This window comes from Clostridium sp. SY8519 (assembly GCF_000270305.1).
Lineage (GTDB): Bacteria > Bacillota > Clostridia > Lachnospirales > Lachnospiraceae > SY8519.
This window is the reverse complement of sequence record NC_015737.1, coordinates 821,944-847,278: the sequence shown is the minus strand read 5'-3', so window position 1 is coordinate 847,278 and position 25,335 is coordinate 821,944. Positions and strand designations below refer to the sequence as shown.

Below are 25,335 nucleotides of genomic sequence, written 5' to 3'. Positions count from 1 at the left end.
AGAAAAGGAGAATATTTTATGCAGAACGAAATTTACGATGAGAAAAATGGACTTACTTACATGTTATGTGGTGATTATTATTTGCCGGAATTGGCACTTACAGATATTGAACCAACATATGGGAAATATGGGATGCTTCGTAAAAGCTATTTACAGGAACACAGAAAGGCAAAATATCAAATATTGTTGTTACAAGGAAAACTTGTTGAGCATTTGAATCAGATTGATGCAGAAGCAAGGGATAGGGAAGAACAATTAGTAAAACAAATGATGGAGAAACAAGGAATTACAGAGAAATTAAAAAGACAGGACAACATGGAATGGACTAGGAGGATGAATACCATTTGTCATGATGCAGAAGAGATGATTTTGACGGAAATGATATACACGAAAGGATAATGAACTGTATTGGATAGCAAGAATTTTGCAGCCCGGATAGCAAAAAAGTGGAAGTCCGGATAGCAAAAAAATGGAAGTCCGGATGGCGGGATTCTTGCTGTCCGGAAAGATAAAAAAGTGAGGGATTAAAAATGTTGGTTAAGTACATAATAAAAGTGTTTTTATGTTTGATTCTTGTAGTAATGACATTGATTTGCTGGTTATTAAAAATTCCTATGATGTTGGGAAATATTTTGCTTTACTTTTTATCAATTATATTTATTCTGACAGGTGTTTTGAGCTATGGATTTGCATTGGAATCTGCAAGAGAATGTGGTCGAATGATAATAATTGGGATGGCATTTGGTGCAATACCAGACTTTGTCTCATTTTTGGGAAAAAGTTTAGAGACATTGGTTGACAAACTGTTGAGTATGACAAATGAATGAGAAAGTCGATATGAAAGAGGGCTGTGAAAGGTTCTCTTTTCTTTTTGCAACTGTGAAATGGCAAGATAATAACGTTATATACATTGTGTATTAAGTACAGATATTGTATTTCTGCATGATGGGAACATAGGGAGTCCATATAAAGGCCTTCAATACCGGACATCTCGTCTTCCGATCTTTACTACATCTTTTGTATTGGAGAAATCCTGGTTAATAGGTTGTTTTGTTGCTGTTATTACATGTCCTGTTTTCAGCAAGATCTCGAGATCTCCTCTTGGCAGGACAATGATTTTGTCAATGTAATTTAGAATTCTGTCGCGGTCGATTACCGTGAAATTCTTCAGCTTGCTGATCGCTGTTCTGATTTCTGCCAGTTTGGTATCGACATAAGAGTCGTCCAGCTGTGATGCCTGTGTGTTTACGATTTCTTCGGAAAGTCTGGTCACTTTCTCAGAAAGGGTATTCATCTTGATTTTGATCAGTTCCTTTGACTCTTCCGTTAAACCGCCCTCAGCCATGGTTTCAATCAATGCATCGATCTTTTTCTGCAACTGCTTACGTTGTTTCTGCATATCCGTTATTTTGGATTTATTGTTCTGGGACGCTGTCACGCACTCAACTAGCACTTTCTCCAGGTTGGCGAAGACGGAGGTTTGTTCTGTAAGAATTGTCTTTAAGGCGTGGCTGATGATTGCGTCTAAGTCGGATTCGTATACCCGATCCGGTGTTGAACAGCTTGAATGGTTGCATAGCCTGTAAATATCTTTTGTATGGGCTCTGTCCGCAAAAGCATGAATATATGATTTGTGACATTCTGAACAGTAGATCTTTCCGGCGTATTTGTGCCTTCCGATGTAGTGGGGCTGTCCGTTCGGCTTCTCTGGCTTTCCAAACACGGTTTGTCGGGCCTTGTGTATACGCTGGGCCATTGCAAAGATATCCGGATCCACGATTACGAGATCCTGACGCTCCACCAGCACCCATTGCTCCTTCGGGAGACGGTAGCGTTTGGATTTCTTTTTCCCGGTTCCTAAAGTGGTGGAACGCTGGTTTATATAGAATTTGCCGATATACTTTTCCCGGCGGATGATGTTCGAAACAGTTTTTTCGCATAATTCGATACCTTTCTCATGCAACTGGTTGTGGATCGTTGCTGGTACTCCGTTATGGAATACAAATTCTTCGAAAATCCATCGGACCGTTTCGGCTTGTTCTTCATTGATGGTTATGGTTTTGGTTCCAGGATTCCAGTCGTAGCCAAAACAGACATCTTTTGAGGAAAGCTCCTTACGTTCGCAGCGCAGCTGTTGAGTTTTCCTTCCATTAAGACTTTGCTGTTGAACGAATTGTGCGTCTATCAAATATTTGAAAGAGTGCATGAATTCAGAATTGAAGTCTTCGAAATCTTGAATGCTTAAGTCTTCTAATGTAAAAACGGTTGTTTTGTGTTCTACAAGGAAAGATCGCAGTTCTAAAGAATTGAGCTGATCCCTGTTTAGACGGGACAGTGCTTTGGTAATAATCAAATCAATGTGTTCTGTTTCGATTTTTGCCCGCATTGCTGTATACTGAGGTCTCGTGAAATCATTTTTACCCGAAATGCCGTCGTCTACATAAGTGCCTTTTAAAGTTATGTTGGGATGCTGCCGGATATAGTTCAATGCCATTTCAACCTGGTTGGCACAGCTGTCCTTCTGACCTTCATTCTCAGTGGAGACTCTGGCATAGATGACGGCTGTTACTGTTCCTGATCCTGTATTTAGTTTGCGGGAAATTTCTGATGCGTAACTCATGGTACCTCCGTGGTGTATTTGAGAAATCCGTTTTGCAGGGAGTAAATGTCTAATTGCAGTTGCTCCCGGATCTTACAAAATTTCGCTGTCCGCCAATGCACATCGCCTAAGTTATGGACCAGTAGCAGGTCATACAGGTCTTTGTTTGCAATAAGCTTTTTCAGTTGGATTTGTTCGGCGTCCTTCTTGTACAGCGTCTCGTCGTAGTATTGATCTGTAATAATCCAGCTTGTCCGTTTATTCGCATACAACTTAAAAATATCGTTTCGTACTTCGACAACCTGTTTAATCTCGTGTGGCTCCCCGAAGTGTGTTGTATATGTTGCGACTCGGAGTGGCTGATCGACAGGAACTTCTTCCCAGAAAAAACGACCGTTTTCCATTGAATAAACAGGGACGTTTTTGTTCAGCAGATCTTTCATAATTTTCATTGATTGCTGGGTGTTCCTGGAGATATGGTAAAAATCCTTTGTAATCAGGGCTTCGTATTCGCTGCAAGAAGACATAAAGCGGTCGAATTCCTTATGCTCCGTTCTTCGTAAGCTTTTATCACAATATATGTCTACATCGTCGAAGCCTTTGGATTCTGCGAATTCCTTTAATGCTGTCAATTGCTTCTGATAGACGATCGGTCGTTTCGCTGATTTGTCTGTAAAGTGATAGATAGCAGCCCGCATGTCAGGCTGCCTCCGTCATTGTGCTATTCAGCTTCGAAAGTGCTTTCTCGTACAGCTCCTGGTCGATGACGCCGGTGTTGTATAAATCATTCAGAAGTAAAATCTCAAGATTAAGTTCAACCTTCTTTTGCATGGACTCGTCCTCCTTCCAAACTTTCACAAAGCTCATGCTTTGGTATCCTAATAAGTCTTCCGACTTTAATACTTGGCAGGTTTCCTGCCTGAATGTGTCTCCGAACAGTTACAGGCGTTACACCGAGGATATCAGCGACAGTGTTGACATCTAACAGCTCAGGATAATGTTCAAACATTTGTTTCATAAGTGCCGTTCTCCTTATCAAATAAGAACAAAATATATAAAAACGTTCTTTCCATACTATGATAATAATATATAAAGACGTAACTGTAAAGAACAAATTATAAAATAATGTTCTATTTACACCATTTGTGCTTATTTCCTAATCAGGGCGTCTGTATCTGTGTTAAAATCGAAAAAGATATGTGTTCATAAGAAGAGAGAGGAAATTAGAAATGAGCTTTTTTGTGTATAATCCTTTCGGACAGGATCCAATAGATTATATAGACGAAACAGAGGGTGCTCGTGTTGGGTCCAGAATCAGACGTATTCGCGTTGCCAAAGGTTTGTCTATGCAAGAACTTGCTGAAAAGATTGGTATTTCGGCGGACATGATGCAAAAATATGAGAATGGACAGCGAAAACCAAAAAATGAGCGTTTAAAGGATATAGCTTCTGTTTTAGGAGTTGAACCGTTGGCTTTGGCTGATCCGGAGCATTTCAGTTATATAGGGGTTATGTATACATTATTTGAATTAGAAGAACAACACGGGCTTGTTTTAGAAAAACTGAATGATCGGGTGTATATGCGTTTTAATGAAGATGATTCCGGTCATTTAAATGAATACATATCGAAATGGTATGATCAGCAATTGCTCGTAAATGATATAAGTGATATGGCTGTTTCTGCTGTTGCTGATGATGTAAAGAAAAAATATCTGGATTGGGAATGGACATTTCCGAAAGCATTAACATTAAAGCCGACACGAGAGGATAAATTGAGGGCAAGGGAACGTCTGAAACAACGGTTAGAAGAACTGGATAATGAATTGGAAAACGATTAGGACTTTAGCTGGCTGCGTTTGCGGTCAGCTTTTTTTTGCCCGGTGTGTTATCTCAGGGTAGACTTGGATTTTATATCGGAAACCAGACTTGATAAGAATAGAAGACGTAAAAATAAGACGGCATCTGTCAGTTGACATGTAAAATCTGAAAACAACATCCTGATTTTACGGAATATGCTTCCCCGGATCATTCTGAAAATAAGTTGTTGTTATTTGTGAATTCTAACGGATGTTCTGTATATGATACAATTATGTTGAAACGTCTACATCATATTGATAAAATAGAAGTATACATATACTACAAAGGAGAAGGCTTTGTTAATCGATCTGCAGAACTATCCCCTGAACCTTGTTTTTCACAGGCTTCTGGAGGATAAAACGACAAAACAGAATATCGTATATGCGACCGACAGTTACCTCAGTCTTGGAGAACAGTATGCTGCTGACCGGTGCATGGATGCGAAAGACATCTTCGGGCTGGATCCGATCAATGTGCAGCCCCGTATCTTAAAGGAAGATGCGGAACAGGCTGACCGGACCAGAAAGAAAGCAGAGGTTTTTACACCCGCCTGGCTCTGTAACAAAATGAATAACTTCACGGATGAAGAGTGGTTCGGGCGAAAGGACGTCTTTAACATAGAAAAAGACCATGACTGGGTGGTAGTAGAAGACCCTGTCCGGTTTCCGGATAAGCCGTCAAAGTCCTGGAAGCATTACGTGGATTCCAGACGCCTGGAAATCACATGCGGCGAAGCCCCGTACATCGTTTCCCGGTATGATGCTTCAACCGGTGAACTGATTCTGCCTCCAAAACGCCGGATCGGGATGTTAGACCGAAAGCTACGTATCGTCAATGAAAATACCACAAATGAAAAAGACTGGCTGAAATGGACGTACAGGGCGTTTGAGAGCGTATATGGATACGAATATCAGGGAGACAACCTGCTCTTGGCACGTTGCAATCTGGTATTGACGTTTTCCGATTACATCCGTGTAAGACTTGGAAGGGATGCAACAAAGAAGGAGCTGGAAAAGGTTTCCAACATCATCGCATGGAATTTCTGGCAGATGGATGGTCTCACCGATACGGTACCGTATGCAGGAAAAAGACAGGAAAACCATCAATACACGATATCGGATCTTCTGAATCCGGTCGAAGAAGAAACAACCTCTGTGTACTGCAGGATCACGAACTGGAGAAGCAAGAATTCCCTGGTTTTTCATGAATTGAAGGAAGATTAAAGGAGAAAGATATGGGAAAGAAAAAATTGTTTGATATTTGTATCGGAAATCCGCCATACCAAAGTGCAAATGTTGGATTAAACAATCAGGCGAAGCCTGTATATAACGTTTTTATGGATAATGCTTTTTTGATAGCTGATGTTACTGAACTTATCACGCCTGCGCGTTTCTTGACACAGGCTGGTGCTACACCAAAAGCTTGGAACAAGAAAATGTTAAATGATGAACATTTTAAAGTATTGAAATATGTCGAAGATAGTACGTCCGTATTTTCTGGTGTGGATATAAAAGGTGGCGTTGTGATCTCATATTATGACAGACTGAAAGATTTTGGATCTATTGGTGTATTTATTCAGTCGGAGAATTTGAGAAATGTATATGACAAAGTTAAACGATATATAAATACTAATATTGGAGATCTTGTTCATAGTCCAGATAGTTACCGTTTTACAGATATGTTATTTACAGAGCATCCTGATTTGATTGGCCGTACAGATAAACAGCATGCAAAGGCTGTTGCATCCAGTGTATTTGAGCGATACCCAGAAATTTTTCATGCAGATTATTTAGAGGGTGATGTAAAAGTATTTGGTCGAAAGAGGAATGAACGTATTATTTTATTTGCGAAAAGAACATATTTTAAAGACCAGGGTAATCTTCATAAATGGAAGGTTCTTATGGCTGGTGCAATTGGATCAGGGAGTTTTGGTGAAATACTAAGTGAGCCTATAATATTAGGACCTGAGGCTGTCCATACACAGACCTTTTTAAGTATAGGGGAGTTTGATACAAAATACGAAGCGGTATCATTATCGAAATACATAAAGACAAAGTTTGCAAGGGCTTTGCTTGGTATAATGAAAACTACTCAAAATAACCAGTCTAAAGCTACATGGTCTAAAATTCCATTACAAGATTTTACTGAAAATGCTGATATCAATTGGTCTGAATCTATTCATAATATCGATCTGCAGTTGTATAAAAAATACGGCTTATCAGAAGAAGAGATAGAATTTATCGAAACACACGTAAAGGAGATGGATTAATGAGTAATGTAACAGACATGATCAAGACAGCCAAGCCGGTTGTCCCCATGATCTATGCATATACAACACCGGAAATCCATCGCCATGATGGATGGACGAAGATCGGGTATACAGAACAGGATGTACAAAAACGTTTGAACCAGCAGATGCATACAGCGGATATAAAATACAAGCTGGAGTGGATGGGAAACGCCATTTATGATGATGGGTCTGGAAAAATTTTCCATGATTCTGATTTTCATGCATATCTTCAGAAGAACGGGATTGAGAGGACAAGAGGGACGGAATGGTTCCATATCACAGGAAATGCTTCCAGAAATATGTTCTACGATTTCCGGTCATCCCACGGCCTTGTAAAAGGTACCGAAACAATTTCCTATAAGCTTCGGAAAGAGCAGGATGAAGCAGTCAGCCAGGCTGCAGCATACCGGAGAGACCATGAAGGCGGGGAGTTCTTATGGAACGCGAAGCCCCGGTTCGGAAAGACACTGTCCGTGTATGACTTCTGTAAGCAGATCGGTGCTGTTAACGTACTGGTTGTAACGAACCGCCCGGCAATTGCCAATTCTTGGTACGCTGACTATGCGAAATTCCTTGGAACAGAATCCGGTTATGTATTTGTCAGCAATGTATCAGGTATTAAAGATAAGCCTCTGGTTGTATCCCGCGAGGAATATGTAGACCGTGCTTCCCGTACGGATGATTCCGAATTCATGGGCTGTATTGAATTTGTCAGCCTTCAGGATTTAAAAGGTGCAAAAGCCTTTGGTGGAAAATATGAAAAGCTCCGGGAAGTTGCAAATATGGACTGGGATGTGCTTGTCATCGATGAAGCACATGAAGGTGTTGATACATACAAGACAGATCTGGCGTTTGACCAGATCAAGCGGAAGTTTACGCTGCATTTATCCGGAACGCCGTTCAAAGCACTGGCAAACGATAAGTTCCCGGAAGACGCCATCTATAACTGGACGTACGCGGACGAACAGAAAGCAAAACAGGAATGGGATGGCGAAGGGGAAAATCCATATGCAAACCTTCCACAGCTCAATCTGTTTACCTATCAGATGTCAGAAATTATAAAGGATGAACTGCGTCAGGGTATTGAAATCAACGGAGAAACGGAAGAATATGCCTTCGATCTGAATGAGTTCTTCGAGACGAATGGGCATGGTTCTTTTGTACATGACTCATCCGTAGATAAGTTCCTGGATGCCCTGACAAAAGGGGAAAAGTACCCATTTTCCACGGATAAGCTGCGCAATGAGCTGAAACATACTTTGTGGCTGTTGAACCGTGTAGACAGCGCGAAAGCACTGGCAAAGAAGCTGGAACAGCACCCGGTATTCAGCCAGTATAAGATCGTCCTTGCTGCCGGGGATAACAAATTGGATGAGGATGAAGGTGAAGAATTAAAGCAGTCATTTGATGCTGTTACGAAAGCGATCCGGGAAAATGATAAGACAATAACACTGTCTGTAGGACAGCTTACAACAGGCGTTACAATCCCGGAATGGACCGCTGTATTAATGCTTTCCAACGTCCATTCACCGTCTTTGTATATGCAGGCAGCATTCCGTGCGCAGAATCCATGCATGTTCTACGATAAGGAAACAAGGAAATATGCCCGGAAAGAGAACTGCTATGTCTTTGACTTCGACCCGGCAAGGACGCTTGTAATCGTGGAACAATATGCCAATGATTTATCAGGAGACACGGCAAACGGAAACGGAGATATGGATCTTAGAAAGAAGCATATCCGTACACTGTTGAACTTCCTGCCTGTGATCGGCGAAGATGATGCCGGTGAAATGATAGAACTGGATGCAGAGAAGGTTCTTTCTATTCCGAGGAAGATCAGGTGCCAGGAAGTGGTACGGCGTGGATTCATGTCTAATTTCCTGTTCCAGAATATTACGAATATCTTCTCAGCTCCACAGGAAGTCATTGATATCATTATAAGTATTCCACCACAAGCAGAAGGAAGCCCCGTAGAGCCTTCTACAGAGGACAAGGAAAGGTTAAATATCAATGAAAAGGGAGAAGTAGAGATTCCTGATAATGATATTTCCAAGGAAGCAAAAGACTTGTTCGGTGGGAAAATCTACGATATTTCCGAAGAAGTAAGCGATAGTGTTTCCGATACTATGGAAGAGATACATGACAAGCTTGACCAGAAGGCACCTGTAGATACAGCGATCAAACGGCTGCAGGACGCTTTTGTAAAACAGGCAATAAAGCCATTGGTTGAAGAAGCAAAAGCGGAATACGGTACAGATATGCGCCCATCTGACCGGAAACGGATCGAGGCACAGCTGGAAGAAAAAGCCCGTCACACGGTACAAAAGGCATTTGACCAGACTGAGATCGAACGGGGAAAGGCGGAAGCAGAGCGGGATAAAGCACTGCAGGAATTAAAAGATCCAACCGATGAGAAAGCGGTCCAGACTGTCCATGAAGAGTTTATAAAGAAGCAGGAAGAGATTACAAACCGATTAAAAGATGTGCTGCAGGAAAGCGCTGAAACATTTGTGGAAGACGCAGGCCAGGAGATCGTTAAGACAGTTCAAACAGGACGGAAAGAACACCAGAAAGATGAGATTATGGAAGGGGTACGTGCACATCTGCGAGGTTTTGCCCGGACGATCCCGTCCTTCCTGATGGCATATGCGTCTGATCACGATGTGACACTGGAAAACTTTGACCGGATTATCCCTCCGGATGTCTTCAAGGAAGTTACCAGCATTACCCTGGATCAGTTCCTGTTCCTGCGGGATGGAGGTTTGTACAAGGATAAGGAGACAGGAGAAGAGAAGCAGTTCGAAGGGCATCTGTTTGACCCGGTTGTCTTCAATGATTCCGTGAAGGAATTCATACGCAAGAAGAAGGAACTGGCAGATTACTTTAACGAGACAAATGAAGAAGATATTTTCGATTATATTCCGCCACAGAAGACAAACCAGATCTTTACGCCGAAGAAAGTAGTAAAGGAGATGGTGGATCTCCTGGAGAAAGAGAATCCGGGATGTTTTGATCAGGATGACAAGACCTTCATTGACCTGTATATGAAGTCAGGTCTGTATATCACAGAGATTGTAAAACGGCTGTATAACAGTGACCGGATGAAAGAACTGTATCAGGATCCGGTTGAACGGCTTCAGCATATCTTTGCAGACCAGGTATATGGGCTGGCACCGACGGAAATTATTTACCGGATAGCAACAAATTACATTCTTGGATTTAGCGATGAGATCGAAATAAAGAAGCATAATTTCAGGCTTCTGGATGCTCTTCCATACGCTGAAGATGGTACTCTGGAAGAGAAGCTGGAAGAATTATTCGGGAGGGATTGATATGCCAAGACCGAAGAAAGACGCTCATGTGTTAAACATCAAACTGGAATCATCTGTTTATGAAGATCTGGATCGGTTCTGTGAGGAAACTGGTGTGACGAAAACAGCCGCTGTGGAGAAAATCCTTCGGTCGTTCCTGGATGACTATTTCAGGAAACCAAAAGAAGACAGGACATTGTTTTAAGGGAAAACGGTAATGAGACCAGCCTTAGCCAAATGGTTGGTCTCTTTTTATATCTCAAATATACCAAATTTAATATTATATTATTTATGGTATAATATAGACGGCGATGGAAAAGAAAGAATAATACCATATTTAACGGTCGTTAAATTTAATATAAACAAAGGAATGAAGACATGAGAGAACCAAGAATATATGGGTACTGCCGAGTGTCAACCAAACAGCAGTCCATAGACCGGCAGATCCGGAATATCAAAAAAGAATTCCCGGAAGCAGTCATCATGCAAGAAGCCTATACGGGTACGAAGATAGAACGCCCGGTATTTGACAGGCTTCTGAAAGAATTGCGATCGGGAGATACCGTTGTGTTTGACAGCGTGTCCCGTATGAGCAGAAACGCAGAAGACGGGTATGAGCTTTATCAGAAGTTAGACAGTCAAAATGTTCGTCTGATCTTTCTCAAGCAACATCATATTGACACAGATGTTTTCCGCGAATCCATGCAGCGCAGCATTCCGAAATTTGAAACGAATACAGCGAACAAATCAGAGAATACGCTTGTGAATGCAATCATATCAGCCTTAAATGATTATCAGCACGATTTGGTCAAAGAACAGATAAGATTGGCGTTTCAACAATCTCAACAGGAAGTAGACGATCTCAGACAACGGACGAAGGAAGGGATCGAAACAGCCAGGATCCATGGGAAGCAGATCGGTCAAAAACCGGGGATTAAGATTACCACCAAGAAAGAAGTGGCTGCAAAGAAAATCATCCAAAAACACGCCAAAGACTTCGGAGGCACTCTGTTGGACAGGGAAGTGATGCAACTGGCAGGTGTGTCTCATAACACTTACTACAAATACAAAAGGCAGATGAAAGATTAATTTTTATTCGGTTTGTGAAAATTGCCGATACGATAAGAACATTGTAGAAACGCTGAAAACAAGCGATGTCGGGCTGTCTCCGTTTCCATAAAGGAACGACTCCGAATCAGAACGCGTACCGGAATTTCGTTACACTTGCACATACCAAAATCCTCTGTTTTGCGATACAGTACAGACATCAATGAACGGAGAATTTTATTATGTCTAATTTTCAAACCTTATATCCAGACATGCATCCTTATTTGCCATCCAGGGCAAAGAAGAAAAATAGCAAGTACAGCGAAATGGAAGCATCGTTTGTTTCTGGTCTTTCGGAGAAACAGCGGGAGAAATATCAGCTCATTCTGAACCATCTGTACGATCAGTGGCAGGCATCGGAGGAAGCAGCCTATATGCTGGGAAAGCGGGATATGATGCGTGATATGCTGGAGTTTCAGAGGCTTTCCGAGACGGAAGCATAAGAAAAGACCCGGTGGTTAAGCGAGCCTATGAAATAATCTCTGTAAAAATGAATACTTAATCGTATTATCCAGGTCTTCTATGATAAAATCAAATTTATAGGAGGCCTTTGATTATGGCAAACAAAAAGCGAAATGTCTACAAACCGAAACCCATGACAGAAAACAAAAGAAATATCATCCAGGGACTGTTTGAAGAGTACGATATCGAAACAGCGGATGATATTCAGGACGCCCTGAAAGATCTGCTGTCCGGAACGATCCAGGAAATGCTGGAAGCTGAAATGGACAACCACCTTGGCTACGAAAAGTATGAGCGTTCTTCCGAACCAAATTATCGAAACGGAACAAAGTCCAAAGGCGTCCGCAGTAAATATGGTGAGTTTGAGGTAGATGTCCCACAGGACCGGCAAAGCACCTTTTCCCCTAAAGTCCTTCCGAAACGTAAAAAAGATATTTCGTCAATCGATGAAAAAATCATATCCATGTACGCAAAGGGAATGTCCACACGTCAGATTTCGGATACGATCGAAGACATTTATGGCTTCGAGGTGAGTGAAGGCATGGTCTCTGATATTACCGACAAGTTGCTGCCCAAAATTGAAGAATGGCAGAACCGGCCGCTCTCCGCAGTATATCCGATCGTTTTTATTGATGCGGTTCATTTTTCTGTTCGTGATGACGGCGTGATACGAAAACTTGCTGCCTATGTTGTCTTGGGAATCAATGATGAAGGCAAAAAAGAAATCCTAACGATTGTGATTGGCGAAAATGAAAGCAGCAAATACTGGCTGAGTGTATTAAATAGCTTAAAAAACCGTGGGATACAGGATATCTTGATCCTTTGTTCCGATGGTCTGACGGGAATTAAGGATGCCATCAGCACTGCCTTTCCTCAAACAGAACAGCAGCGCTGTATTGTCCATATGGTGCGTAATACGTTGAAATATGTCGCGAACAAGGACATGAAAGCATTTGCCAAGGACCTAAAGACGATTTATACAGCTGCGGATGAAAAGGCCGCGCTGGAGCAGGTTGACCGCGTAACAGAAAAATGGTCCGGTCAGTATCCCCATGCCATGAACCGCTGGCATGAAAACTGGGATGCGATTTCGCCTATTTTTAAATTTTCGAAAGACGTGCGGATGGCTTTCTATACGACAAATGCGATCGAATCCTTAAATTCGTCGTTCCGCCGACTGAACCGGCAGCGCAGCGTTTTCCCGAGTTCCCAAGCCTTGCTAAAAGCTTTATATTTATCATCCTTCGAAATATGCAAAAAATGGACGATGCCGATCCGGAACTGGGGCAGAGTCCGCGGAGAATTATCGATCATGTATCCGGAACGGATGCCTGAATAACAAAAATCCGTTGGCAGGTAAAGGTTGAAATGCACGCCTGACGGAGTCGGGTGCCCTTGACATGCCTGTGGATTTCTGTTAGATAGTAACCAAGGGCTGAACAGCAGGTTCTGCCGTCCAGCCCTCAATAATTATCATAGAAAATCTTATTTACAGAGAATTATTCACACGCCCGATTAAGCCGGGTCAGATCTCTGGCACTTTGAAATGGTATTCGTTAATTTGTTTCTTATAATCTGCAGCTGCTGATGGTATCGCTGTTTAAAGATACTGTCAGGCAGGCTGTCGGCATATGCCAGCTGTGCTTCAACTTCTGCCAGCTCTTCTTTCGCCGCGATAATAACATTCATCTTTGTTTTTGTCATATTCGTCTCCTTTTGTTGTACATCGTATATTCTTAATTAATATGATTGTTTCTTCTTTTTCCGTTCCGTGATAATGATCCGGAGCGTGAGATAGACGGCACAGGCCAGTGCCCAAATGCCGATGATATTAGCGAAGTGGAAGGTTGTCATGATCAACTCAGACAAGAGAAAAAACGCCGTGGTCAGAAACAGTGTCACATCGTCAAAGTATGGCTTAAAGAGCTCGATATTTTGCTTAAAGAATTCATACAAGAAACTGATTACAACAATATACAATCCAGCAGACAGCGCAAAGAGTACAATATTTCGGACACCTGAAATTTCCATCAAGGCTTTATATCCGGTCACTAAGACAGGGTGGAAGAGTATTTTGCAAGCGGTAATAATATCAGCAATCATTGTATCTGACACGAATATGGCGGTGATAATAGCCAGTACAGCCGTTACAAGAATAAAAGATGCAGACTTCACTGTCTCGTCATTTTCCTCTTTGAGGGAAGCTGCCTTTTCCTTGAATTCACGCAGTGCTTTTTGGTGCTCGGATTCCAGCTCGTCTTTGATCTGGAAAACCTGCCGGTCGGCGATCTCCTGCGCATGACGCAGGATTTCGTATTCCTGCTCCCGTTTTAACCGTTCCACAGTATTTTCTTTTTCTGTTAAAGCACGAGCCTTGGAATAATACCATTGCTGCGTACTATCTGCTTCGTTCCGAGCGGTCTCTGCTTCTTGCTTTAGCTTTTCGTTCTGCTTCTTCAGCAGCTCGTTGTCTTTCAAAATCTTGTCGGATTCGTTCAGCTTCACGATCTTGTCGCTCTGACTCTGCACTTTGTTCTGCAGCATCTGAATTTCGGATGATTGTTGCTGTTTTTGATTTCTCAGATCTTTGATCTCTTTCTGAAGAACCTGAATAGTCTCGTCCTGCTTCCTGATCAAATTCTTCAGCTTCGAGTCTCTCATAATATCGTTCGAGTTCGGCGTCTTCGACTCGTTGCTCGGCGCGCTGGAGTTCACAATTTCGTTCAAATTCATGACTTAACCCCTCCTTTCCGACGTCCAGATTAAAAGTTTTATTGATTTTGCGGTCACGCACTTTGTGCCCGTCCTGATCCTGGTAGGTAATATATTTACGTTTGTCGGACCAGTTTACAGTCCACCCCTGTTCCTGCATCCGCGTACAGTATTCTTCCCGACTGGTGCAGCCTTCCAGGGAAGCCATAGCGGTCTGTGCGCAGCTGACCAGGTAGCTCTTCCCCGGATTGTGGGCAATCAGGTTATAAGCGTCCTTGTTGTAGCTGTGGATCTCTCCACGTTCTATTTCACGGCCATCGAAGTGATGCCCCTTGCGGGTAATGGATAAGTTGTGTTCTTTGCAGAGGCGGTCCGTTAAATTCCGCATCTTGTATAGATCAGCTTTGCTCTGGCTTAGTTTGAGCCCGTCGATATAGGAGACAGAGTTCGTGACCAGATGGATGTGTGTGTGTTCCTTATCCTGATGGACGCTTACCAGTGTTTGAAAGCCGGGATATGCTTCTTCCGCCCAGACCTTTCCGATTTCAAAAGCGGTTTCCGGTGTGATTGGTTCGTCTCGATGGAAGCTGAGGACGGTATGGCGGTACATTCTCCCACTATCTTTTTCCCACATCTTCTTTTCAGCAAGGAATGATCTGTAGACAGAATCCTCTGTAAGAACTTCGGGGGCAGGTCCGGTCATTGCAATATAATGATCCTTGACTTTATCCGGTCGGCTAACGTACCTGATACAATTGCGAAGAGAGCCGTGGGTTTTCATCGCACCTTGCCGGCCAGTAATGATCTTAGTAATAGCCATAATTTGCCACACTCCTTTCGGATATTTTGTACTTCCACGCCCAGACGTGTTAGTTCTTCCGCGTCAGGCGTTTTACCGCTGCAATTGGCGACATAGGCTGTTTGATTTATATTTGTGCCGATCCCCTTTAACTGGAGATCATAATCTGCCAGGATTTTCGACAATGTTTTTAATTCTTCTATTTCCTCCGCGGATGGGGATTTTCCATACAGAGAGGACTGCAGCATATATTGCTGTAGCGATATACCGGCATCCACAGCTTTTTGTTTTATGGTGTCTCTCTCAGCTGGTGTGGCGCGGAGGAGAAGGGAACAATTTCTTTTTCTCACGTTGGTTCTCCTTTCAGAAATTGTGAAAATGAAACGGGGTGCAGGGGTGTCCCCAAGCGATCCGGAGAAAAGATACGGTGGATCTTTTGCCGGGAGCGGCCCGGGGTGCAGGGGCCGGAGGTCCCTAATGACAAGATCGGGAAGCGAGAAGAGGTCCGGGGGACGTCTTTGAAACTGACTGATCGAAATCATGTGCCCGGAGGTGTCGGAGGCGGGAGCCCTCCGCCGGGGTCAAGGGGCAGAGCCCTTGCAAGCTAAGCGAACAGCCTGAAAGGCTGTGAGTGTACGATAGGGGAGAGCCGAAGGCTATCCACTATCGGTAGCTTGCTGTAGAGAACAGACCGGGCTTAGGAGCTTCGGCGTCCCGGGATGGGCTCTGCATGGTTTTGCCGTGAAGCCACTGCTGGCGAACGGCTTGGACAACAGGAACGGCTGTTGGCTCGTGTGCTTGGAGAAAAGCGTCAGCTTTTGTATAAGCACGGGAGACAAGAGCAGGAGCTGTTGGACAAATGTACCGGACAACAAATATAACTTTTCGACCAGTGGAGGAGATAAACAACAAATTGTTTAGACCAGACACTGGTACAACAAATGTTGTTGTACGGTACAACGGAAGGAACAACAGACAAAACTTTTAAACATTCTGGCAATACAATAAATAGGTCAGTTGTTCTTTCCGAGGGATCAATAACCGGGTTTCTTCGTTATTAAAATAGGAGAACAAACACAATTATTGATCCGAGTACCAGACTTAAAGCAGGCGCCTTGGCTCGGAGGGCTTGATGACAACAGAAAACTTTCCGGCTGTCTTTAAGTCCAATTTTTCTTTTATTACTTTTTGTAATAGGGCATCAACGATCCGGGATTTCGCTTGGTTTCCGATAGAACGACCGGATCGATCGGTCAACAGCTGGTCCAACAGATCCGCTGTGTCTTTGCTTAAGTTGTACTTGCGGGCAACGGTCTCACGTTGCTCAAAGTCGATATAAAGAACATCACCATCTGGTGAACCATCAGAACCAGAAGAAGCATCAGTAGCGATATATACCTTCTTAAAACCCAGATCGTGCTCACACATGTTTTTCAGTGTCGTCCTGGAGAATTGAAACATGTTATCGGCGTCATAGGAATCGGCTGGTGTCTCGATTAAGTACTTGGTGCAAAGCTCCAGTTGCACGTTAATAGGAAGAGACCGAAACTCTTCCTGGCTGTATTTTCCGACAGTTTTGCGATCGGTTGGAACTTCTTCCGGTGAGACCGTTTCCACCGGAAAGGATTCATTAGAAGACAACGTGATACTTGTATTATTATCAAAATCAATCATTATGGTTACCTCCTGTGATAGATGAAGCTGTTTCACTGTTATCAATGGAAACAGGCATTTCATTAATTCTTGCCAGAGTATCTTTTACGTATTCGTAGGAAAGCATTTTTGCCTGAAGAGAAGACCTTCCGCAGTTCGTCCAGTCATCTTTGGTAAACTGCTTTTCGGAGATATTCCAGGAATTGATCAGGGCATATCTGTCTTTTCCTTTGAGACCATCCAGAGCAGGAATGTCATAGATCTTTTTCCTGTATCCCATGATGATGCTGCGGAGGATAGTCCAGTCGGGATCGTTCCCGAGATACCCATCTGTTACGATCGTTGATTTGGCCTTCACGCGTTTCAGGTCTTTTACGACTTTGACGCAGTCTTCGTGTTTCATGCAGTCCCGATAATTCAGGAATTCTTCAACATCCCTAAAGGGACGGGTGTCAAATTCCGCAATGACGGTATCAATAATCTGGCCGTTTACCGCTTCGTAATGGACCGGGGTATCAACGGCAGTGCTTACAATGGGGCAGCGTTTATAATCAAAATTCATGGAAAGCTCACGTATAATCTCAGTAACATGGAAATCGTGCTTTCTTTCTACAATCTCAGCAAACTCTGTCCAGACCTTCGTCTTGCATTTTATCCGGCCTTCCCGGGAAAGAACGGCGATAAGGTAAGCATCCCTGTCTGCACGGCTGTCTTTGACCTCGCCAGTCGTATAGGAGTTATGAGCAAGAACGCCCTTGTCGTTGACCGCTACATTACCGCGGGTTGTGATATTAAGAAAAGTATCGTTGTAATGCTTTGCTTCCCAGACGTGATTTTCTTTAATATCGGCACGGGTACCATTCAGGGTGTATCTGCCTTCCTGAAAGATGCGAGAGAAACCGTAGGCATCAATTCCAACAAGGACATCCTCAGGAGCATCTGTGATAAATCCATCTGTTGTCACACTGTATACGTGATAGCCCATATCGTGAAGCTGGTTGATGCATCCAATGAGCATCGCCCTGACAAGAGCTGTTGTATAACAGGCATGGTACGGACTTGTTACAGCAGATGGTTCAGCATCAACGCGTCCCATCTTCTTGGCGTTATACCGGGTTTTGGGACTAACATTCTGAGCAGTCTTGCCATAACAGCTGTTGACCATTGTCTTAAGAGATTTTTCTACCAGAGGATCGTCAGGGTAAGTCTTCTTGGCAATTGCCCTGTCACGGACGAGACGGCTGACAGCATAAGCGAGAGATCTGGAAGCACCATCTTCGCGTTCAAGTATCTGGGCAACGAAACCTCGGTGGCACTTTACCTTTGCACCCATTTGAAGAGCCAGGTAGATATCGACACCGCAGGCATATACGTTGTATCCGGTGGTGGGATAGATCTTAAGGCCTCTTGCAGGGACGGGAATGCCGGGACAGTAACAATCTTCGGGAAACTCAAAATCCACATAGGCCACCATGGGAATGAGAGGACTGGTCACATCCTGCCGGGTCAGATAGTATTCACGGGGAAGATCCCGTAAAGGTTTTGTCCAATCCACATCAACGACATTTGCCATTGCAGTCGGATAAGCATTTTTCAGGTCAAAATCGGTAGTTTTGTCAGTAATCCATCCTAAAAAGAAGGAAGCGTTGAAACCACCTGTATAAGCTTCTTCCGAGAATTCGTTGAAAAGACGGCTGTCCACATTGATTGGGACGTAACGTGTAGCTTTCAAAAATTTTAGTACATCATCTTTTGAGGGAATAATACCTTCATCTAACATCATCAGCCCCCTGTAGATAAGATCGAATTCTGCCTGGTTTCCGACTCCGAAATACTGTTTCATATATTTTTTCATTGAAGACGCCGCTGCGGATGAGAGTGTTATAGGCAGTTTCCTGTTACAGCCAAAAAGAGAAGAACAGAATCCAACAACCAGATCGGCGTCGTTCATCGCATATTCGTAGTAGTAGCAGGGATCATGGACAGCGAAGTCAGCCATATGCTCAATAGCCCCTTCGGGAAGATCCACCTTCGGATGTCCGATGACCTTGCCAATAGCACAAAGGCTCTTGTTTTCAGCAGGCGTAAGCGATAGCGTATCCCGTACGGTTAAGTCGCAGATCCAGTAATAATCGTTTTTGGGATCGGCTCCAGCTCTGAAATAGCAATGCTCCGTCGTACACCAACCACCCTGGATCTCCGCAAGTTTCGGATACAGATTGATATCGTATTTAGAACGGCGAAAGACAGATATATCAGCTTTTCCTGTGTGACAGATCAAAGTGATTGGTATTGTAATGGCTTTGATGACAGGAGCCTTATAGTCAACGAGTTTAAAAGTATATCCATCACGAGGAAGCGTTTTTTTCGGAATGTTATTACGGTGTATCTTCGGAAGATCAGGAAAGTATGACTGCTGAAGATCGTTTAATATATCTGAAAGCATGTAAGCCATTGGGATCCTACCGCCGTCTTTTGTAACGGTCTGGTATCTCGGATCCACGAGAAAGAAATACCGGATCAGAGTGCTGCCAATTTGTACAGACGCCTGAAGAGAAAGGACACGGCGGTCCTTTTCCCAGTCCTGAGTACCGGATGTGTTGCGACTGTCATCCTCAAATTCCGTATCGAAACCGATATTGATACAAAGGGCATCCGACTGGATGGCTTGAAAAGACTCAATATCAGAGCCAATACCATTGTTTACCTGTTGATCAAACGGCAGGAGAAACGGTTTGCGGGAGGCAACGATCTTTCCAGAGGGAAGCATGGAACATTTTGGTGTAAAACTGGTATTCCCCATGGGGATACCCGAATTTACACCACCCCCTTCAGGCCTTGATTTTACTGGGCTTTCGGGCAGTGGTGTTTTCGGATAAATTGATTTTATCCGAAAGATTTCCGGACCCTTTACACCTTTTATCATTGTGTATTCTTCCCTGCCTTTTACATAAATCATGCCTGACAGTGAGAGGATACTATTTACAATGAATTGGAATTGATCAAAGGACCAGACAATATTTTGATAAATGTGTGGAGCTTCTTTAAGAATAGTTGCTGTAGAAGATAGCAATTAAATCCCTCCTAGACGGACATCAGATAACAGAAAACTGTTATCGTTGCCGTGTTTAAGGGATTTCTCCGGGTTGGAGCCAACCGTTCAAATTCAAAAGACGTAAGAAAAATTCTGTTGTAAAGATGCGAATACAAGACACAGCGGAAGCATGAGCACCGGGCACGGCAACAGTGTAGCGGATATGCTTTCGAGGCTGGAAACAATGACACTGATGGGGGGCCTGGAGCTGCCCATCCCGGCCGTCCGCGGGCAGATCAGCCACGGGCTGGATCTGATGGTGCATCTTGGCCGGCTGCGGGATCACAGCAGAAAACTGCTGGATGTGCAGGAGATTGCGGGAATGGAGCAGGGAGAGATTGTGCTGCACCCGCTGCTGCATTTTACGGAGAAAGGGGAGCGTCATGGAAAAATATACGGAACGTGGGAACAGCAGGGCAGGCTCCTTCACAGAGAAAAACTCAGGGCCAAAGGGCTGGAAGAGGCATTCCGCGCAGTGGAACAGGGAAAGGATTAGAGATCTGCTTCTGGCAGCCGGCGCCTCCGCAGGGGCGGCATTTCTGTTTTACCGGTCGGTGTTCGGGCTGCTCTGGGGCATTGTGCTGATTCCATATATCGGAAAAGTGCGGAAACAGTTTCGCGGCAGCCGGAGGCAGGCAGTGATCGCGGAGGAATTTCACACAGGGATGGAAGCGGTTTCCGCAGCCCTGGCCGCGGGATATTCAGTGGAAATGGCCTGGGTGGAAGCACAGAAAGAGCTGGAGAAAGTGTGCGGACCATCCGGATTTATGACACAGGTATTTGCCAGAATGAATAAACAGGTACGGATGAATGAGCCGCTGGAACGGCTGCTTTTGGAATTCGCCTATGAGACAGGGATTGAGGACATCTGCAGCTTTGCGGAGATGTTTCGCTATGCCAGACGCAGCGGCGGGGATCTGACGGAAATGATCCGTGTTACGCTGCGGCGGATGAGGGAAAAGAAGGAAATCCTGACCGAGATTCAGACGGTGGTCACTGCCAGAAAACTGGAACAGAAAATGCTGCTGGTGCTGGTGCCGGGAATTCTGCTGTTTCTCACAGTAAGTTCACCGGAGTATGCGCAGGTACTGTATCATACGGCCATCGGGACCGTTGCCATGACCGGATGTCTGACCGGTTATCTGGCAGCGGCGGAATGGGCCAGACGGATTGTGGATATCCAGGTGTAAGAGGGGAGGAACTGCGGTGGTCAAAGACAGAAAAGGAAGGAGCCGGAAGCAGGGAGTTTTTATTTTCCTACTGTTTCTGGCGCTTGGGGCAGCGGCGGCAGTTTCCGAACGGCAGACAGCCGGGGATTTTCCCGGAAAGGGAATTGCGAGAGACGCACCGGGGGGTGACAGCCGGGAACAGCGAATTTTTTATCAGATTGACGGCGGGAAAAAGAAGGAAATGACGCTGCAGATTCATCCGCAGGTGCTGGATGAATCTGCAGCCATGGAACTGTTAAAACAGGCCAGGGACACCTGGCAGGGAGAATATCTGGGCAGCAATGAATCTCCGGAGAAAGTGTCGCAGGATTTAAATCTTCCGGATCAGCTGCAGGACGGAATGGTTCAGGTGACTTATTCCTTCGATGATCTTTCGGCAATCAATGCCCAGGGAGAAGTGCAGACCGGGGAACTGACAAAAAAAGGCAGGCCGGTGACACTGACAGCGGAATTTTCCTATGAAGACTGGCGCCTGCTGGAGCGGAAACAGCTGCTGCTGGTGAAAGGGGAACAGTCCACCCGCAGGCAGCTGGAAGAGGAAGTCCGGGCCTCCGCGGCAGCCCGGGAACAGAATGACAGGCAGAAATCATTTGTCCGTCTGCCGGCACAGGTAAACGGACACCGGATCACTTGGAGTCAGGAAAACAGTTCCCGATGGATCCTGTTTCCGCTGCTGGGGACCGCGATGGTATTCGCATTCAGGTTCAGAAGCATGGAACAGGAAAGAAAAGCAAAGAAACAGCGGGATACGCAGTTTCAGCGGGAGTACCCGCAGATGGTGGATCAGATGTCACTGCTTCTCGGCAGCGGGATGACGGTTTTCGGTGCCTGGGAAAAAATGGTGCGCAGTTACCGCTGCCTGATACAGACGCACCAGACAGAGGAGAAGCGGTACCTGGAGGAAATGACCGTGACCTATCGGGAGATTTGTGACGGACGGGGCGAGCGGGAAAGCTATGAGCGGTTCGGCAATCGGATCGGCCTGCAGTGCTACCGGAGATTCGCCTCCCTGCTTTCGCAGAATATTGAAAAGGGAACCAGGGATATTTGTGGGATTCTGGAGCAGGAAGCCAGGGAAGCCCTGGCGCTTCGCCAGACAAACGCCAGACGGCAGGGGGAAGAAGCAGGAAGCCGCCTGCTGGGGCCGATGCTTCTGATGTTTGTGACTGTTCTGGTAACTGTACTTGTGCCTGCGTCTCAGAATCTGTGACCCGGTACAGGCGCGTAATCGGAGAAATAGATACGGAAAGGGGAAAGGAGCAGTTTATGAAGAAGAGAAGTGCTGAAATCAGACGTTTTTTCACAGAGGAAAGCGGAATCGGAGTCGTGGAGATTATATTAATTCTGGTGGTGTTGATCGGATTGATTATCATATTTAAAAATCAGCTGACAGCGCTGGTGAACAAGACATTTTCCGGAATCAACAAAAAGGCAGGAGGACTGTGAAAAGAAGAAAATCCTCCGGCGCCGGCTCTGTTAAGGGCAGTGTAACAGTATTTCTTGTGCTGAGCCTGACCCTGTTTCTGTCGGCGGTGTTCGCGTTTCTTGAGCTGGCCAGGGTAAGCAGCCTGAAAAGCGGCGCGGAACTCTGTACCATGCAGGCAGCGGACGGCCTGCTGGCAGAATATCATCCGGGACTTTGGAAGGATTACGGGATACTCTGCCGGGAGGCTCCGTCCGGACAGCCGGCCGGCGTGGCTTCCCTGACAGAACGCCAGAAGGCGCTGATCGCCGGCAATTATGAAGAACCGGGAAAAGCCTCCGGCAATTATTATCTGATGAAACTGCGGCTGGCAGAGGCAAATGTAAGCAGATATGAGCTGATCACCGATGACGGCGGGGCGCCGTTTCGCCGGCAGGCAGTGCTGCAGGCAAAACAGACGCTGCCGCAGAAAACGATAGAACAGCTGAGGGAACTTCTGGAGTCCGGGGAGTTTCGGGGAAAATCCGAAACAGAGATGCAGGCGATGGAACAGGAGGCGGATCAGACTCTGCGCAGAATCCGTGATCAGCAGAAAGGGGCTGGCAGCTCTTCTTCTGACGATTTCACACCTGGGGATACTGCAGCCGCAGATGAGAAAAAAACGGCAGGAAGCGGCCAGAAGATGCCGGCAATGTCAGAGAGGGAGAGAAAAAGACTGCTTCAGAAGAATCCGATTACCTGGATGAAGAAAATGAAAAAACATGGGGTGCTGGCTCTGGTAATGCCGGATCAGAAAATATCACAGAAGATGATCCGCACAGAGACGCTGGTATCGCATCGCGGGCGCAGCAGCGGAAATTACGGAACGTCCTCCGCCGGCCGGATGACGGACCGCATACTGTTCCGGATGTACCTCAGCCAGAAGTTTCCGTCAGCTTCCGCAGTTACGGGAGCAGGCGCCCTGGACTATGAAATGGAGTATCTCCTGTCCGGAAAAGCGTCAGATGAAAAAAATCTGAAATCCGCAGTGCGTCAGCTTTTGCTGATGCGGGAGGGCGTAAACTATATGTTCCTTTTAAGGGACGCGAAGCGTCTGGCAGAGGCGCAGAGCCTGGCGCTGGCAATTTCTTCCGCGGCGATGCTGCCGGTACTGGAAGAACCGGTCAAACACGGAATACTTCTGGCCTGGGCCTATGCGGAATCCATCAGCGATGTCAGGATTCTGATGAGCGGAGGGAAGATCGCGCCGATCAAGACAGGGACGGACTGGAAGACAGATCTGTACCAGATTGGCGGAGAGCCGTCGGCAGCGGCCGGAACATCCGGACACAGCACAGGGCAGACAGGCGCATCCGGAGATCGGGGATGGAACCGGAAGATGGATTATTCGCAGTTTTTGTTTCTGCTGCTGTGGACGAAAAAGGAGGAGGCGCTTACTTACCGGTGCATGGATTTGATCGAAGGCAGAGAACAGGTGCAGATGGACCATATGGTCAGCCGCATGGAGGAGCGCTTTGTGTATGAAGCGCGTCCGGTTTTCTGGCAGTACGTGTGGATCGGACAGAACAGCCCCGGGATCTATAAATTCCGAAATCAGAGAGAACTCTCCTATCTTAGCTGAGGATACAGCTCCGTGCTTTTGTGCAGCACAGCACATAATTGATCGGCGTATGGTCGGAAGTACGCCAGATGGCCGGAACGGCCATAATTCTTACTTGTTTATCTTTTCATGAATCAAAAGCAGAAAAATCTCTCTCAATGTCCTGCAGTATCAGAAAAAAATATCGTCTTTAGCCCGGACGAAACTGCACAAAGGCACGGAGCTGTATCTTCAGGATGCATACTGGAAAAGAAAAAATGATCAGAGGACAAAAACAAAGTTTCAGGGAGAAGGGGCGGAAGAAGGAAGACAGATGAAAAGAGGCAAAAGAAGAATCCGCGGAAGTCTTACGGTGGAGGCCGCGATGGCATTTCCGTTGTTTTTGTTTGCCATGCTGGTGTGGCTGGGATTGTTTCCACTGCTGCAGACGGAACAGGAAGTGACAGAGGCGTTGCATGTGTCAGCCCGGCGGGTGGCTGCGGTATACGGCCCGCAGAAGACTGGAGATGCATCCGCGGAAACGAGCGCAAAATCTGCTGAATCGGGAAATACTGCAGAAGGCCGGCAGCAGAAAAAAGAGCAGGGCGGCGAAGGGGATTTTTTGGTGCAGGCCGCGTCTCTTGCCGCGGTACGGGCTGCGACGGGCCGTTATCTGCGGACAGAAGGCTGCTGGACAGACTGTATCGCAGGCGGCATCCAGGGGATTTCCTACCGGGGAAGTGATTTCAGCGGGGATTATGTAGATCTGCAGGCAGAATATTTTGTCAAACTGCCGATTTCATTTTGGAAGATCCGCAGACTGCCGGTAAAAGTCAGAGTACGCGCCAGAAAATGGACCGGAAATTCGGAGGAAGCGGATAATGGAGCAGACAGCGGCTGGATGTATGTCACGCAGTATGGATCCGCATATCACAAGTCCCTTTCCTGCCGCTATCTTGATCTCACGGTCCGGACGGTCAGCAGGGAGCAGGTATCCGGCCTCCGCAATAAGGACGGCGGCAGATATTACCGCTGCGGCTGTGTGAAGAAGGGGAGCGCCGCAGTGTATATTACAGATTACGGGACAGAATATCACGGAGATCCGGAATGCAGACATCTGTCCCGGAATATTTTCAAAGTCCGGTCCGGTGAAACAGGAGCGCGGCATGCCTGCAAAGGGTGCTGCGGCAAATAAATATGGAAAATGAGATGTGGAGGAG

General features: G+C 45.5%; 26 protein-coding genes. 16 read left to right on the top strand and 10 right to left on the bottom strand.

From position 1 onward, the window contains the following. Nucleotides 1-18 precede the first annotated feature (18 nt). Both CXIVA_RS03985 and CXIVA_RS03980 read left to right on the top strand, forming a co-directional pair. On the top strand, nt 19-399 hold the full coding sequence (locus CXIVA_RS03985) for a TnpV protein (protein WP_013976744.1): 381 nt from the start codon (nt 19-21) through the stop codon (nt 397-399). A gap of 131 nt (nt 400-530) precedes the next feature. Next, nucleotides 531-827 (top strand): hypothetical protein, encoded by a 297-nt coding sequence (locus CXIVA_RS03980; protein ID WP_013976743.1) that lies wholly within the window; start codon nt 531-533, stop codon nt 825-827. Between the two features lie 149 nt (nt 828-976). Here CXIVA_RS03980 and CXIVA_RS03975 read toward each other — a convergent pair whose 3' ends face one another. The 4 genes from CXIVA_RS03975 to CXIVA_RS03965 are packed head-to-tail and all read right to left on the bottom strand — an operon-like array spanning nt 977 to nt 3,617. Continuing rightward, on the bottom strand, nt 977-2,620 hold the full coding sequence (locus tag CXIVA_RS03975) for a recombinase family protein (protein WP_013976742.1): 1,644 nt from the start codon (nt 2,618-2,620) through the stop codon (nt 977-979). Beyond that, nucleotides 2,617-3,297 (bottom strand): recombinase family protein, encoded by a 681-nt coding sequence (locus CXIVA_RS03970; RefSeq protein WP_013976741.1) that lies wholly within the window; start codon nt 3,295-3,297, stop codon nt 2,617-2,619. Before CXIVA_RS03970 ends, CXIVA_RS03975 begins: the two co-directional genes overlap by 4 nt. A 1-nt stretch (nt 3,298) precedes the next feature. Continuing rightward, on the bottom strand, nt 3,299-3,430 hold the full coding sequence (locus tag CXIVA_RS14470) for a hypothetical protein (RefSeq protein WP_013976740.1): 132 nt from the start codon (nt 3,428-3,430) through the stop codon (nt 3,299-3,301). Beyond that, nucleotides 3,414-3,617: a helix-turn-helix domain-containing protein gene (locus CXIVA_RS03965; RefSeq protein WP_013976739.1), complete on the bottom strand. Its 204-nt coding sequence runs from the start codon at nt 3,615-3,617 to the stop codon at nt 3,414-3,416. The genes CXIVA_RS14470 and CXIVA_RS03965 overlap by 17 nt, the downstream gene beginning before the upstream one ends. A gap of 211 nt (nt 3,618-3,828) precedes the next feature. On the opposite strand from CXIVA_RS03965, the gene CXIVA_RS03960 reads away from it, so the two are divergent. The 8 genes from CXIVA_RS03960 to CXIVA_RS03930 all read left to right on the top strand — a co-directional run bounded on the left by CXIVA_RS03960 (nt 3,829) and on the right by CXIVA_RS03930 (nt 12,965). Beyond that, complete coding sequence (locus CXIVA_RS03960; RefSeq protein ID WP_013976738.1) at nt 3,829-4,437, top strand: helix-turn-helix transcriptional regulator; 609 nt, start codon at nt 3,829-3,831, stop codon at nt 4,435-4,437. A 315-nt stretch (nt 4,438-4,752) separates the two neighbouring features. After that, entirely contained in the window at nt 4,753-5,679 is a 927-nt protein-coding gene (locus CXIVA_RS03955) for a hypothetical protein (RefSeq protein WP_013976737.1), read from the top strand. A gap of 11 nt (nt 5,680-5,690) precedes the next feature. Continuing rightward, the gene (locus CXIVA_RS03950; RefSeq protein ID WP_013976736.1) at nt 5,691-6,725 is read left to right on the top strand and encodes an Eco57I restriction-modification methylase domain-containing protein; all 1,035 of its coding nucleotides are present in this window, start codon (nt 5,691-5,693) and stop codon (nt 6,723-6,725) included. After that, nucleotides 6,725-10,078, top strand: coding sequence for a DEAD/DEAH box helicase family protein (locus tag CXIVA_RS03945; protein ID WP_013976735.1), 3,354 nt, complete (start codon nt 6,725-6,727; stop codon nt 10,076-10,078). The genes CXIVA_RS03950 and CXIVA_RS03945 overlap by 1 nt, the downstream gene beginning before the upstream one ends. Before the next feature lies 1 nt (nt 10,079). Beyond that, nucleotides 10,080-10,262 (top strand): RepB family protein, encoded by a 183-nt coding sequence (locus CXIVA_RS03940; RefSeq protein ID WP_013976734.1) that lies wholly within the window; start codon nt 10,080-10,082, stop codon nt 10,260-10,262. Between the two features lie 173 nt (nt 10,263-10,435). Further along, nucleotides 10,436-11,146 (top strand): recombinase family protein, encoded by a 711-nt coding sequence (locus CXIVA_RS03935; protein WP_013976732.1) that lies wholly within the window; start codon nt 10,436-10,438, stop codon nt 11,144-11,146. A 200-nt stretch (nt 11,147-11,346) separates the two neighbouring features. Then, nucleotides 11,347-11,607 carry a dehydrogenase gene (locus CXIVA_RS14005; protein ID WP_013976731.1) on the top strand — a complete coding sequence of 87 codons (261 nt, stop codon included), beginning with the start codon at nt 11,347-11,349 and terminating at the stop codon, nt 11,605-11,607. A 113-nt stretch (nt 11,608-11,720) separates the two neighbouring features. After that, a complete protein-coding gene (locus tag CXIVA_RS03930; RefSeq protein WP_013976730.1) occupies nt 11,721-12,965 on the top strand; it encodes an IS256 family transposase in 1,245 nt (414 codons plus the stop codon). A gap of 176 nt (nt 12,966-13,141) precedes the next feature. Here the strand turns inward: CXIVA_RS03930 and CXIVA_RS03925 are convergent, their stop codons facing one another. The 6 genes from CXIVA_RS03925 to CXIVA_RS03900 all read right to left on the bottom strand — a co-directional run bounded on the left by CXIVA_RS03925 (nt 13,142) and on the right by CXIVA_RS03900 (nt 19,863). Next, nucleotides 13,142-13,330, bottom strand: coding sequence for a hypothetical protein (locus CXIVA_RS03925; RefSeq protein WP_013976729.1), 189 nt, complete (start codon nt 13,328-13,330; stop codon nt 13,142-13,144). A gap of 36 nt (nt 13,331-13,366) precedes the next feature. Then, the gene (locus CXIVA_RS13755) at nt 13,367-14,131 is read right to left on the bottom strand and encodes a hypothetical protein (RefSeq protein ID WP_013976728.1); all 765 of its coding nucleotides are present in this window, start codon (nt 14,129-14,131) and stop codon (nt 13,367-13,369) included. Continuing rightward, complete coding sequence (locus CXIVA_RS13750) at nt 14,025-15,158, bottom strand: relaxase/mobilization nuclease domain-containing protein (protein WP_013976727.1); 1,134 nt, start codon at nt 15,156-15,158, stop codon at nt 14,025-14,027. Before CXIVA_RS13750 ends, CXIVA_RS13755 begins: the two co-directional genes overlap by 107 nt. Next, nucleotides 15,116-15,487 carry a plasmid mobilization relaxosome protein MobC gene (mobC, locus tag CXIVA_RS03910; protein ID WP_013976726.1) on the bottom strand — a complete coding sequence of 124 codons (372 nt, stop codon included), beginning with the start codon at nt 15,485-15,487 and terminating at the stop codon, nt 15,116-15,118. Before mobC ends, CXIVA_RS13750 begins: the two co-directional genes overlap by 43 nt. Nucleotides 15,488-16,238: 751 nt before the next feature. Then, on the bottom strand, nt 16,239-16,811 hold the full coding sequence (locus CXIVA_RS03905) for a hypothetical protein (RefSeq protein WP_013976725.1): 573 nt from the start codon (nt 16,809-16,811) through the stop codon (nt 16,239-16,241). Beyond that, nucleotides 16,804-19,863, bottom strand: a complete 3,060-nt coding sequence (locus tag CXIVA_RS03900) for a DNA polymerase (RefSeq protein ID WP_041727598.1) — start codon at nt 19,861-19,863, stop codon at nt 16,804-16,806. The genes CXIVA_RS03905 and CXIVA_RS03900 overlap by 8 nt, the downstream gene beginning before the upstream one ends. Nucleotides 19,864-20,068: 205 nt before the next feature. Between CXIVA_RS03900 and CXIVA_RS03895 the strand changes: the two genes are divergently transcribed. From CXIVA_RS03895 to CXIVA_RS03870, 6 genes are all read left to right on the top strand, one after another. Further along, entirely contained in the window at nt 20,069-20,380 is a 312-nt protein-coding gene (locus CXIVA_RS03895; RefSeq protein ID WP_242822908.1) for a CpaF/VirB11 family protein, read from the top strand. Continuing rightward, nucleotides 20,268-21,074, top strand: a complete 807-nt coding sequence (locus tag CXIVA_RS03890) for a type II secretion system F family protein (RefSeq protein WP_013976722.1) — start codon at nt 20,268-20,270, stop codon at nt 21,072-21,074. The genes CXIVA_RS03895 and CXIVA_RS03890 overlap by 113 nt, the downstream gene beginning before the upstream one ends. Before the next feature lie 16 nt (nt 21,075-21,090). Further along, entirely contained in the window at nt 21,091-22,323 is a 1,233-nt protein-coding gene (locus CXIVA_RS03885) for a hypothetical protein (protein WP_013976721.1), read from the top strand. A gap of 56 nt (nt 22,324-22,379) precedes the next feature. Then, nucleotides 22,380-22,559 (top strand): Flp1 family type IVb pilin, encoded by a 180-nt coding sequence (locus CXIVA_RS03880; protein WP_013976720.1) that lies wholly within the window; start codon nt 22,380-22,382, stop codon nt 22,557-22,559. Next, the gene (locus tag CXIVA_RS03875) at nt 22,556-24,157 is read left to right on the top strand and encodes a DUF5702 domain-containing protein (protein WP_013976719.1); all 1,602 of its coding nucleotides are present in this window, start codon (nt 22,556-22,558) and stop codon (nt 24,155-24,157) included. The genes CXIVA_RS03880 and CXIVA_RS03875 overlap by 4 nt, the downstream gene beginning before the upstream one ends. Before the next feature lie 292 nt (nt 24,158-24,449). Continuing rightward, the gene (locus tag CXIVA_RS03870) at nt 24,450-25,310 is read left to right on the top strand and encodes a TadE family protein (protein WP_013976718.1); all 861 of its coding nucleotides are present in this window, start codon (nt 24,450-24,452) and stop codon (nt 25,308-25,310) included. The last annotated feature ends 25 nt before the right edge of the window (nt 25,311-25,335 follow it).

Excerpts from the sequence above, each read along its gene's own strand:
- CXIVA_RS03985 (WP_013976744.1), top strand. The coding sequence starts at position 19 with ATGCAGAACGAAATTTACGATGAGAAAAATGGACTTACTTACATGTTA.
- CXIVA_RS03980 (WP_013976743.1), top strand. The coding sequence starts at position 531 with ATGTTGGTTAAGTACATAATAAAAGTGTTTTTATGTTTGATTCTTGTA.
- CXIVA_RS03975 (WP_013976742.1), bottom strand. The coding sequence starts at position 2,620 with ATGAGTTACGCATCAGAAATTTCCCGCAAACTAAATACAGGATCAGGA.
- CXIVA_RS03970 (WP_013976741.1), bottom strand. The coding sequence starts at position 3,297 with ATGCGGGCTGCTATCTATCACTTTACAGACAAATCAGCGAAACGACCG.
- CXIVA_RS14470 (WP_013976740.1), bottom strand. The coding sequence starts at position 3,430 with ATGCAAAAGAAGGTTGAACTTAATCTTGAGATTTTACTTCTGAATGAT.
- CXIVA_RS03965 (WP_013976739.1), bottom strand. The coding sequence starts at position 3,617 with ATGAAACAAATGTTTGAACATTATCCTGAGCTGTTAGATGTCAACACT.
- CXIVA_RS03960 (WP_013976738.1), top strand. The coding sequence starts at position 3,829 with ATGAGCTTTTTTGTGTATAATCCTTTCGGACAGGATCCAATAGATTAT.
- CXIVA_RS03950 (WP_013976736.1), top strand. The coding sequence starts at position 5,691 with ATGGGAAAGAAAAAATTGTTTGATATTTGTATCGGAAATCCGCCATAC.
- CXIVA_RS03945 (WP_013976735.1), top strand. The coding sequence starts at position 6,725 with ATGAGTAATGTAACAGACATGATCAAGACAGCCAAGCCGGTTGTCCCC.
- CXIVA_RS03940 (WP_013976734.1), top strand. The coding sequence starts at position 10,080 with ATGCCAAGACCGAAGAAAGACGCTCATGTGTTAAACATCAAACTGGAA.
- CXIVA_RS03935 (WP_013976732.1), top strand. The coding sequence starts at position 10,436 with ATGAGAGAACCAAGAATATATGGGTACTGCCGAGTGTCAACCAAACAG.
- CXIVA_RS14005 (WP_013976731.1), top strand. The coding sequence starts at position 11,347 with ATGTCTAATTTTCAAACCTTATATCCAGACATGCATCCTTATTTGCCA.
- CXIVA_RS03930 (WP_013976730.1), top strand. The coding sequence starts at position 11,721 with ATGGCAAACAAAAAGCGAAATGTCTACAAACCGAAACCCATGACAGAA.
- CXIVA_RS03925 (WP_013976729.1), bottom strand. The coding sequence starts at position 13,330 with ATGACAAAAACAAAGATGAATGTTATTATCGCGGCGAAAGAAGAGCTG.
- CXIVA_RS13750 (WP_013976727.1), bottom strand. The coding sequence starts at position 15,158 with ATGGCTATTACTAAGATCATTACTGGCCGGCAAGGTGCGATGAAAACC.
- CXIVA_RS03905 (WP_013976725.1), bottom strand. The coding sequence starts at position 16,811 with ATGATTGATTTTGATAATAATACAAGTATCACGTTGTCTTCTAATGAA.
- CXIVA_RS03895 (WP_242822908.1), top strand. The coding sequence starts at position 20,069 with ATGACACTGATGGGGGGCCTGGAGCTGCCCATCCCGGCCGTCCGCGGG.
- CXIVA_RS03890 (WP_013976722.1), top strand. The coding sequence starts at position 20,268 with ATGGAAAAATATACGGAACGTGGGAACAGCAGGGCAGGCTCCTTCACA.
- CXIVA_RS03880 (WP_013976720.1), top strand. The coding sequence starts at position 22,380 with ATGAAGAAGAGAAGTGCTGAAATCAGACGTTTTTTCACAGAGGAAAGC.
- CXIVA_RS03870 (WP_013976718.1), top strand. The coding sequence starts at position 24,450 with ATGAAAAGAGGCAAAAGAAGAATCCGCGGAAGTCTTACGGTGGAGGCC.